This window comes from Thermostichus sp. OS-CIW-29, from assembly GCF_054058195.1.
In genome coordinates this window covers 1-10350 of sequence record NZ_JBSSAB010000059.1, presented here as the reverse complement: position 1 = coordinate 10350, position 10350 = coordinate 1, and the positions used below count along the sequence as shown (strand labels likewise).

Sequence of the window (10350 nt, the reverse complement as noted above, 5' to 3'; positions counted from 1 at the left end):
AACAGAAAGATCAACTGGTAGTAATCCGTACTGAACATATTATACATTATTTTCAGTATAGTTGAGCTTATTATTGACTAGAGTCATGCTCCCCAAGTTCTGGCTGCCCATACCTGTCTGTTGTTTGTAACCTATGAGTCAGATGTCTGCCCGGTCGGGATCTTACTGGCGCGCAACCCTGACGCGGTGGTTCCCACAGCCTCTGGATCGCTGGGTTGCCCGGATTACCCTCTGCAACCTGGCCATCGGGGTGATCCTGGTGGTGTTGGGCAACCACACAGCTCCTTACGTGCGGGACTTTAACTGGCAACAGCAACGGGTGGGGGCGCAAGAAGTGCAGATGGTGCTCACCTTCAACCGCCCGATGGATCCCGTCAGTGTTGAAGAGCATTTGGAGATCCAGCCCCCTCTGCCAGGCCGAATGCGCAAGCTGGGTCGCCGCTTTTTTTGGACGCTGACAGAACCAGCCCCTTACGGCCAGACCTACCGGGTGCGCCTGCAGGCAGCCGTGGATGAACGGGGCCAGCCCATGGCCCAGCCCTTTGAGGGGGAATTCCGCACGCCGGATCGGCAGTTGCTGGGGATCAGCACCGAACCTGCCCAGCGAGGGCGACTGTTTCTGTTCAATTTGGAGACGGGATCCACTACCCTGCTGACTCCGGCTGGGGTCAAGGTAACCCAAATGCAGCCCAGTGCCGATGGCCGCTTCGTGTACTATTTCGCCACGGCCACCAACCCACAGCACCAGGATCTGTACCGACTGGATCTGGAGGATCAGTCTTCGCAGTTGCTGCTGGATCATCAGGGTTACCAAAACCTGCGCTTCCAAGTCTCGCCGACGGGGGAATTGGTGGTGGCAGAGCGGATCCCGCTGCAACGGGATCCCATGGCTGCCGTCCAGACGGAGCTGTGGATCCAGAAAACAAGCCGGGATCCCTTTGAACGTCTAGAGCTGGATACGGCGGTGGGGGGAGATTTTTTCATTAGCCCCGATGAGAGCAGCCTGCTCATCTCGCAGGGACAGGGGGTGGGGATCGTACCCTTGCATCCACGGGCGGCAGCGGAGAGCTTTCTAGCCCAGTTCGGCCAAACCTTAGCCATCCGCCCCGATGGGGCTTTCGGGGCTTTGCTGCGCTTCAATCCCGACTACACCCGCAGCCTCTCCATCGTCAGCAATACCGGCAACAGCGAGGAGATTTTGAGAACCCAGGGATCCATCCTGAAAGGGGCTTTTTCCCCGCGGGCGCCCATCTTCTACGCCTTGGTCAGTGAGGTCTCTCACGTTAGCGGTGCGGAGCATTATTCTGTTGGCGAGGTCGCGATGGACTCCCCCAGCTACACCGAGTCGCCCCGCCTGCTGGCGATAACGCTCGGCACTGAAGCAGGCAACGCCATAGAGGTGGTTCGAGCCACCTATCCCGTCGATCTGGACTTCAGCATTTCCCCGGATGGACGCATGCTGGCCTACACGCTCTTGGAACCGTTCCCAGGGATCCCGGATCCCTCGGCTCCCCTTAGCCGTAGCGGGCAAGCCATCATGGCCTCGCAAGTGTGGTTGGTGGATTTGCAGGACGGGCTGCCCATTCCTGATGGACAAAGTGGTTCGCACCGCTGGCGGGAACGCCGCCTACCGCTGGGCAGCAGCACGCTGGCTTGGATCCCCTAGAGCGGGAAAGCCACTTGGAGAACAAACCTGCCTAGAATCAAGACAGGGTGTGCGAGGAGAGCATGACTCTAGTCAATAATAAGCTCAACTATACTGAAAATAATGTATAATATGTTCAGTACGGATTACTACCAGTTGATCTTTCTGTTTACTTTCGAGTCTGCCAACATGGTAGCCAAAGCAAAGCAGAAAATTGGTAGTAAGACGACACGGAAACTGCGCTTTGGGTATTCTACTCAAAGCTTTGCGGGATACCGCCATTCTGTTTGGACTCCGTCCCGCTAACGCGAATGGAAACAAACAGAATGCTATCGCTGCATAGTTGAACAGTGATGTTCAGCAGTGTTCAGCGTAAATGTATCAGGTGATATGCGGCTCATTGACGAGCAGGGGCGGCTTTTGGGAAAGGTCAGCCTCTTGGATCTGGGAGCTCTGGCAATTGTGGTGGTGGCCATTGTCGCCGTCTTGTTCTTTCCGGGTCGGCAGGCGGGCAGTGTCGTCCAGGTGGGAGGTGGCCCCACGCTGCCGGTGGAAGTGGACATGATTGTGCGCGGGATCAGCAGCCGCTCTATGGAACCTTTTCAGGCGGGGCAGAAGGCTGACCTGATCATCCGCAACCAGCCCTACGGCCAGGTGGAGGTGGTGCGAGTGGAAAATGTCAGCCGCACGGTGCCAGTGGTTTTCCCCGATGGGCGGGTGCAGAACTTGCCCGATCCCGAAGCCTATCGCCTCGATCTGGTGTTTACCTTGCGAGGGCGCGGCCAGCGGACGGAGAATGGCATCGTCCTGGGCAACAATCGCGTCAAAATCGGTGTTCCCCTAGAGCTAGAGACCTTTGGCTACAACTTGCGCGGCACCGTGATGGACGTGCGGCTGCCGCAATCGTAGAGCATGACTCTAGTCAATAATAAGCTCAACTATACTGAAAATAATGTATAACATGTTCAGTACGGATTACTACCAGTTGATCTTTCTGTTTACTTTCGAGTCTGCCAACATGGTAGCCAAAGCAAAGCAGAAAATTGGTAGTAAGACAACACGGAAACTGCGCTTTGGGTATTCTACTCAAAGCTTTGCGGGATACCGCCATTCTGTTTGGACTCCGTCCCGCTAACGCGAATGGAAACAAACAGAATGCTATCGCTGCATAGTTGAACAGTGATGTTCAGCAGTGTTCAGCGTAAATGTATCAGGATGTCAACCCCAATGCAGCTACAGGAAATTGCCCAAAAATTGGGGTGTGCCTACGAGGGGGATCCCACCCTGGAAATTCACAGCGTGGCCAGCCTGGCGGAGGCTCGCCCAGGGGAGCTGAGCTTTCTCAGCGAGGCCCGCTACCTACCTCTCTTGGAGCAAACCCAGGCCAGCGCCGTCATCGTGGAGGAAGGGCTGGCTTTGCCCTGTTCCATTGCCTGCTTGCGGGGCAGGGATCCCCGTCTGCTCTTTGCCCAGGCCATTGAGCTGTTTTACCAGCCCTACCGCCTACCGGTGGGGATCCATCCTACAGCGGTGGTGGATGCCAGCGTCCAACTGGGGGAGGGGGTGGCCATCGGGCCGCACGCAGTGGTGATGGAGGGAGTGAAAATTGGCGACCACACCCAAATTCACCCCAATGTCACCATCTATCCCCACGTGCGGATTGGATCCCGGTGTCAGCTTTTCGCCAACTGCGTTATTCACGAGCGCACGGAGATTGGGGATGATTGCCTCATCCACAGCGGCGCTGTCATTGGCGACGACGGCTTTGGCCACATTCCTCTGGCAGATGGCTCCTGGCGGCGCATGCTGCAGGCGGGCCGAGTGGTGCTGGAAGACAACGTGGAGGTAGGCAGCAACACCACCATCGACCGGGCCGCCGTTGGCGAGACCCGTATTGGCCGCGGCACCAAGATCGACAATCTGGTGCAAATTGGCCACGGCGTGCGCACCGGATCCCACTGCCTGATCGTGGCTCAGGTGGGCATTGCCGGCAGTACCCAATTGGGCCACCACGTCATTTTGGCCGGGCAATGTGGCTTGGCCGGGCACCTGCACATTGGCGATGGCGTGCGTGTAGCCGCCCAGACAGGTGTAACCAGCGATATCCCTGCTGGTCAAACGGTGGCCGGCTACCCCCACCAACCCATTGCCGAATGGCGCAAGAGCATGGCCGTCCAGCGGCACTTGCCTGAGCTGCAACGTACCTTGCGCAAGCTGGAAGCTCGTGTGGCCAAGCTGGAACAGAACAGCACGGATAGAGCCCCCGACGCAAAAATGCTCGAAGTGGGCGTGGATCCTGAAACTACATGCTCTAGCTAGAACCTCCTTTGTCAACTTCCCCAGTGGCCTTAGCTACTGACTGGGAGAACTTTTTACCGAAGAGGTTCTCGTGAAACGTCATGAAGGATACACCTTCTACTCAAGTAGCAAAGAGTACCTCTATGTGTGTGAACTATGTTTCCCTTGTACAAAACATGGGTAGGGCATAGGATCTGGTCTATTAATCGTCTATCTTCTTCAGAGTGAAACTCTAGGTATATTATCTTAATGTCGACTAGAATTTCGAACAAATCCTTTAATATTTGGGTCTCACTACCTTCAGTATCTATCTTGAGAATATCGATGTTGTAAGCGCCAACACTCTTTAGAAATGAGCCTAGGAATGAGCTTGCCTTCACAAGCTGTACAACTCTTGGAAAGTCAGCATATTGGTTCTTGTGTATCGAACTATAACAGGCCGTTACAAGACTACTGTAGAAAGTCTTGGTGATATCATCACTGTACAGCCCAAAAGGGTATACAGTGCAGCCGCCTATATCTAGGCTGTTTAGCTTCAGCAAGTGAAGAGCTACAGGGTCAGGCTCGAAGCAAAGAATAGTAGCATTTGGATAAAGCATTCGAAAGTAGGCGCTTGCGATGCCTATGTTTGCTCCTACATCAACAATTATTGATACGCCATCGACGAAGTTTAAAAAAGGATATGGCTGCTTATTAAAGATTTCGTCAGTCGTGAATAGCGCTACGTTTTCTTCCTCCTTATAAAAATTGAGAAGTAGTGTCCAAGAAGATCCATCCGCTCTAGTCGCGCCAAAGGAAAATCTTTCAACGTTCGCTAACTTTGTTGCGTTCGAGAACACCAATTGATTTTGTTCATCAAGGACAAAAACAAATTTTGAGTAGGGCAGGAGTCGAGAAGTAAGATGGCTGTTGGATCTGGCAATCAGAACATCCCAAGTCGCAGTACCTAAGTGGCTGGACTCTTCCTCCCAGACATGTACTCTGGAAACGACCCTCTCGTCCTTGGGAAGCTCAGACACTGGGAACCCGGCCTCAACATAGACTTCTAGTCTCGGCAGATCCAGGAGATCTGCCACAACTGCTACTGGGCAGTCTTTGCTAACCAGTACCTTAAGTTGCTCCTCTACACGGTGTAACTCCTGAACAGGTTCGTAGATAGCAAGGCGTGTATTGACAAGATCTCTGTAGGCAGTGCTAATGAAAAATCTGGGATCGGACTTAGCTGCGTAAAAGTTGGGTAGCTCTCCCTTGAAAACCCAATTCATCAGATCGGCTATCCGATGCTTGGGATGCCAGTCCACAAGAAACTTTTCATAAGCTCTTTTAGCTATCTCTAGAGCCAGCCCTGGATTTTCTAGGTAAAACTTGATTTTCTCAACTAGCTCCAGCTCAGAACTATAGACGTCGCAGTATAAGCCGGGGCTCAGATACTCATCAAAGCCGGATGCAAAGGAGAGCTTGTCTGTCAGCAAAAAGCCACCCGCAGAAATCACTTCCAGGTTCCTAAGGTTCAGATCCCCATTCAGGCTGCAGTTAAACGAAATCAGCGATTCGGCAAATAGGCGGGCTGCCTCTTGACGGTTGGCAGTTTTGGCAAGAATGGGCAAGTGTGCCCTCTTTATGGCTTCGACCAGACGGGAACGTCTGGGATGCTCGGATTCCTGATGGCCAATAAAGACAACTTGGCTTTCTCTTGCTTCTACCCACTTGTGGACAACCGTATGCATGGAGATGAGAGGTAGCCAGGCCAGGTTTTCCGCGCCCGCCGCGGCAAACCAGTGCAGGTGCTGGCGGTTGTGAGCAGTAACAACATAATCAAAGGCTTCAACGGCCCAGTAGGCCAAAAGATGTTGGATGGGGAAGTGGCGATGATGCGTATCTCCGGCTAGTAAGACGGTTGGACAGCCAAATTTTTTCGTGTTGAAGGGGTTGCTGTAGTCGCAGCTGGAAGCTAGTACAATCACCAAGTCAAACTCTTTATCCACAATCTGCTCAGACTGCTGGACAAAGTCATAGAGGTCATAATCTCCTTCCGGACACTCCACCAAGCCTTCACGACGGTTGACATAGCCTAGTCCAAAGCCCCCCACTCTTTTTTTGGGACAGACAGTTACTTGCCGATCTGAAAGCTGCGGCGGTGGGATGTAGTCTGGCGCAACTGGCCAGCTCAGGAGAACTCGCGGTTGCAGAGTTTCTTTGTTGGAATTTTCCATAGCTCGTCCTTCTAATCAGTGCTGCTGACAAAGTGTAACTTCTGCCCAGGCTACAAAGAGGGCTAGTTTTGCACTATCCTGCCCTACGTGCATCCATAATGACAAAGTCAGGAGCCAAGTGCTGATTATACCTACACACCTACCAAGTTAGACGGTGCATTCGCGGAAAGCTGGCAGCGCAAGTGCCAAATGGACTCACTCATCTGCGTTACCCAAGCCTGTCGCAGCAGCGCCCTAGCTGCTTTGCTGGCAACAATGAGATGGGGGAAGGTTTCCAGACATTGAGGCCGCGTGGGTTTGCTGGGCCACTGCTTCTGGGGAATTAGTGCCCACCGAGGCCGAACTGGAGCGCCAACGTGCTGAGCAAGAGCGACAGCGAGCAGAGCGCCTGGCCCAGAAGCTGCGGGAGCTGGGGGTGGATCCCGATACCTTGTAAGGGTAAAGAGAGGAGAACTGGCAATGACTAACCCGAACCCAATTACTGAGGTGCTGGATCCGGTTTATCTACCCGAGTTGCCCCCCACCCAAGACGAGCTCCCCTACGACGACAGCGAACCTATGGAAAGCTGGCGGCACAGGTGCCAGATGGACTTGCTCATCTCCACTACCCAAACCTGGTTGCAGCAGCGCCCTGATGGCTTTGTCGGTGGCAATATGTTTCTCTACTACAGCTTGGAGCAGACCAGCGGCCGCAATTTCAAAGGGCCGGATTATTTTGTGGTGTTGGGCGTGCCTAAAGGCGAGCGCAAAAGCTGGGTGATTTGGGAGCAGGGCAAAGGGCCGGACGTGGTGATTGAGCTTCTTTCTCCCAGCACTGCCCAGGAGGATAAAACAAGCAAAAAGCAACTTTATGAGCAGATTATCCGGGTGCCGGAGTACTTTTGGTTTGACCCGTTTGATCCAGAAGACTGGGCGGGGTTTCGGCTGAGGGGCGACCGCTATGAGCCAATTCAAGAGGATGCCGAGGGTTGCTTGCCGAGCGAGGTTTTGGGATTGTGCCTAGTGAAGTGGGAGGGCAGGTTTCGGGACATCGAGGCCACCTGGATTCGCTGGGCCACTGCTGCTGGGGAACTGGTACCCACCGAGGCCGAACTGGAGCGGCAAAGGGCTGAGCAGGCCGAACAACGGGCAGGGCGCCTGGCCCGGAAGCTACGAGAGCTAGGGGTAGATCCAGACGCCCTGTAGACAGCCAAGTAACTCGAGACAACAGATGGATCCCTAGGAGGCCAACAGCAACACAGGTAGCTTTTGAATAGCAGGCCGTAATCCCTTGGGAAAGCGCTCCCGCTTCAAGAGATAGCGATAGTTGAGTTGGGGAATAAGTCTCTCCCATTGATAGGGGTTCAAGCCAGCTACCACTGAACAGAACGGCTCTCTACTGAGCTCTAACCCCTCTTCCATGAGCCTGAGAGCTATGTTGCCTGCAGCTATCTCCAGAGTTTGATTGGCCAGTTGCGGATCCGGATCCCCTAGGAAGATCAGAGCATAGTCTTCTGGCTGAGGACTGCGTAGAATTGGCTCCAGCAAGCCCTCCAGTTCTTGGATAAGCTGCTCTGTCTCCATTTCCCAGTAGGGGAAAAGACCCACGTTAATCTTGCTCAGGCGGATCCCTTGTGGTTTGGAGGTTTCTGTTAGGCTATCTCTCATCACTACCAGGTTTTCTGAAGGACTCAGCCAAACCCCTGAGTAATCGACGCTATGCAACCTGAAAAAGGCTCCGATTTCCTGCTCGAAGTCATGAACAGCTTTGCAACATCCTTGCCAGTCTTGGTAGTCATCAACTTGGATAAACCCCCTGGGGTTAACTTGATGGTAGAGATGACGCAAAATATCCATCGTTGACTGATACCAGTCAGCATCTGCATGCAGCAGAGCAATCTCACCCACTTGCTCTCGATAGGTAGGCAAGGTGTCAGCAAAAAGCCCCGGCACAGGAACAATGAGATCCCAGACCCCTAGTTCCCTGGCAATCACCTCTAAGTTCTCCGAAATGGGTGCCGCTAAAGCACCGGATCCACAACCCGTATCGTTGGCAGCAACTCCTCGATAATCTCGATCCACCTCTGTTGGATCAGGCATACCTGAGAAGGTATCGAAAGCATATAGCCTGCGAGGTCGACGGCTGTAGTTCTTAATCACCCAGGCCAGCAAAGCTGAGCTTCCACCCCTGCAAACACCACATTCTACAAAGTTCCCAGGAATGTCTTCTTCACAAACCTGCTTAGCCAGTGAATAAAGGCTCCAAAGACGCTCAAAGCCCAGCAAGGTAAAAGATTTAACTTTCTCTAGCACCCTAGACAACTCAAGGTTACAGACCGGATAGTCCTTGAGGTGCTCTGGCAATGTCCAATTCACAGCAGGGTCTGGAATATGCTCAACGGGCTTGACCTTGCCTCGCCAGGCCACTCCCATAATTTGCATGGTCTGGTAAATCATCGTGTTCCAGCCCCTGTCTCTCAAGTAATTCAAACCTTCAGCCACATCCGGCGAGGCTAGATTATGAAACAGAATCAAGGCATCCTCAGCAGCATAGCGCTCTGCCACTTGAGCATCCTGCAAGGGGGCTGGTGAGTCATGATTCCCATCGATGAAAATCAGAGACCAGCGACAATCCTCTTGCTGGGCAATCTCCTCCACCTTCCCTGGGCTATAGCCAGGGTAGAGATTGACATTAGAGCGAACTCCAGCCGAGCGAAGAGATTGATCCGCACTTCCATAAATCTGGGGATCGGCCAGAGCAGGATCTACCACATCGAGAATAACTCCTCCTGCCGCCAGGTGCGCAGTTGACCAACCTAGCCAACAGCCGATCTCTAGGGCGTTTTTTCCTTGTAGCTTAAGGGCAGTATTGTACAGAATATGAGCCTCGTCTCGACTAACAAAGCCGATAGTAGGTTGACGCAAATCCGCAGTCCAAAGGTGAGGAACTTCTTTCCGTAGATAAGGCCAGGGCTGAGGTCCTGGATCGATAGCAGTCATTAGAGGGAAGCTGTAGTCGAGATATATTTTCTTTTGATTAGCTGATACATAGTCATACCTTCTGATTGGAGAAGAATGGCTTCTAGGATACCAAAGACTGGCTTCAACTTTGAAGCCATCGGTAGTATGAGCTACATGAGTTTTTCTATCCTTATCTTTATAGGTAATGTGTAGAATCCCTAAAGGGATGTAAGGCTTCCAAGGCTCAACCCAGAGCTTTCTTTTTGGATCCCATAGAGGTAGTTTACTATGAACTGTCCAGTTACAAGACAATGGTAAAATTTGAACGTTATCTATTCCTAAGTCATTATGAATAGCCACGTTTAGAGAATACTGATCTGGAGGTGAGAGTAGATCGAGGCTCATAGAGATAGCTTGGCTCAGTCTGTTTTTCCATGCTACCCAGTGAATACCGAAATTACTTCCAGAGAATACACCAGCATTTAGAATTGGTCTTATGTATAGGTGGTTATATACATGTCCAAAGTCATATACATGTCCAAAGCACCTGATGTATCCCGAGAGGTGAAAAGCTTGATGCGAAAATGGATAGGGATCGAAGAGAGTATTTAGCAACTCAGGAACAACTGCAAGGTTTTTGTATCTTGCTCCCAGGGTAAGAAGCTCAATTGCAGACCAGTCTTGCACCCAAGCATCTGCATCAATCCAAATATAAACTTCATAGCCTGGAAAGTATTCAGGAAGGAAAGGCCTAGAAACTAGTGCCTTGAGATACTTGGGTTGTCTATCAATGTCGGGAATATCATAGTTCCAATCTGGCTCAACAATGTGGTCAACGTACTGACCTATCCATTGCAACTGCTCCGGTGTACAGCCTACATCCAAGAATCCAATATCTACAGAGTGCCCCTGAGGTTTCTCTCGGATGGAGAGAATAGTCCCCTGAACCAATTCAAAAAACTTGCTGTCAGCAGCCGTAACGATAATGGTTGAGTTCATAACCTTAAGTCTCCTCTCCAAGGCTTGAATTGTTGTCGACAAAGCAAGCCCTGCTTAGATAGCAAAGGACTCCTCTTTGGCCTGCTACAATTTCTCCCTGCCAGAGGAGATGGGTAGGGTCCAACATCTGATCAATCTGTTTGCGGTCTTGTTCTGAGCAAAACTCCACGTAAATCACCTTGATGTCTTCGAGCTGCTCTTGCAGGCTGGTCAACACCTCCACCTCATTCCCGCCTGTAGCCACCCTGAGCACAT

The 10350-nt window shown here is 52.2% G+C and carries 6 protein-coding genes and 1 pseudogene; 4 read left to right on the top strand and 3 right to left on the bottom strand.

Annotated elements, in window-relative coordinates; translation table 11 throughout:
- The first annotated feature begins 142 nt into the window (after nucleotides 1-142).
- The 3 genes from ACVWZJ_RS13875 to lpxD all read left to right on the top strand — a co-directional run bounded on the left by ACVWZJ_RS13875 (nucleotide 143) and on the right by lpxD (nucleotide 3964).
- Nucleotides 143-1666 (top strand): hypothetical protein, encoded by a 1524-nt coding sequence (locus tag ACVWZJ_RS13875; protein WP_457396443.1) that lies wholly within the window; start codon nucleotides 143-145, stop codon nucleotides 1664-1666.
- A gap of 369 nt (nucleotides 1667-2035) precedes the next feature.
- Nucleotides 2036-2554, top strand: coding sequence for a DUF4330 domain-containing protein (locus tag ACVWZJ_RS13870; RefSeq protein WP_457396442.1), 519 nt, complete (start codon nucleotides 2036-2038; stop codon nucleotides 2552-2554).
- A gap of 318 nt (nucleotides 2555-2872) precedes the next feature.
- The gene (gene lpxD / locus ACVWZJ_RS13865; RefSeq protein WP_457396445.1) at nucleotides 2873-3964 is read left to right on the top strand and encodes a UDP-3-O-(3-hydroxymyristoyl)glucosamine N-acyltransferase; all 1092 of its coding nucleotides are present in this window, start codon (nucleotides 2873-2875) and stop codon (nucleotides 3962-3964) included.
- 53 nt (nucleotides 3965-4017) lie between these two features.
- Here lpxD and ACVWZJ_RS13860 read toward each other — a convergent pair whose 3' ends face one another.
- Complete coding sequence (locus ACVWZJ_RS13860; protein WP_457396440.1) at nucleotides 4018-6156, bottom strand: FkbM family methyltransferase; 2139 nt, start codon at nucleotides 6154-6156, stop codon at nucleotides 4018-4020.
- Between the two features lie 459 nt (nucleotides 6157-6615).
- On the opposite strand from ACVWZJ_RS13860, the gene ACVWZJ_RS13855 reads away from it, so the two are divergent.
- Nucleotides 6616-7341: a Uma2 family endonuclease gene (locus ACVWZJ_RS13855; RefSeq protein ID WP_457396438.1), complete on the top strand. Its 726-nt coding sequence runs from the start codon at nucleotides 6616-6618 to the stop codon at nucleotides 7339-7341.
- 33 nt (nucleotides 7342-7374) lie between these two features.
- On the opposite strand, the gene ACVWZJ_RS13850 is transcribed toward ACVWZJ_RS13855, so the two are convergent.
- The gene (locus ACVWZJ_RS13850; protein ID WP_457396436.1) at nucleotides 7375-10095 is read right to left on the bottom strand and encodes a TylF/MycF/NovP-related O-methyltransferase; all 2721 of its coding nucleotides are present in this window, start codon (nucleotides 10093-10095) and stop codon (nucleotides 7375-7377) included.
- A gap of 4 nt (nucleotides 10096-10099) precedes the next feature.
- Nucleotides 10100-10350, bottom strand: a pseudogene (locus tag ACVWZJ_RS13845) (glycosyltransferase family protein); the annotation flags it as partial.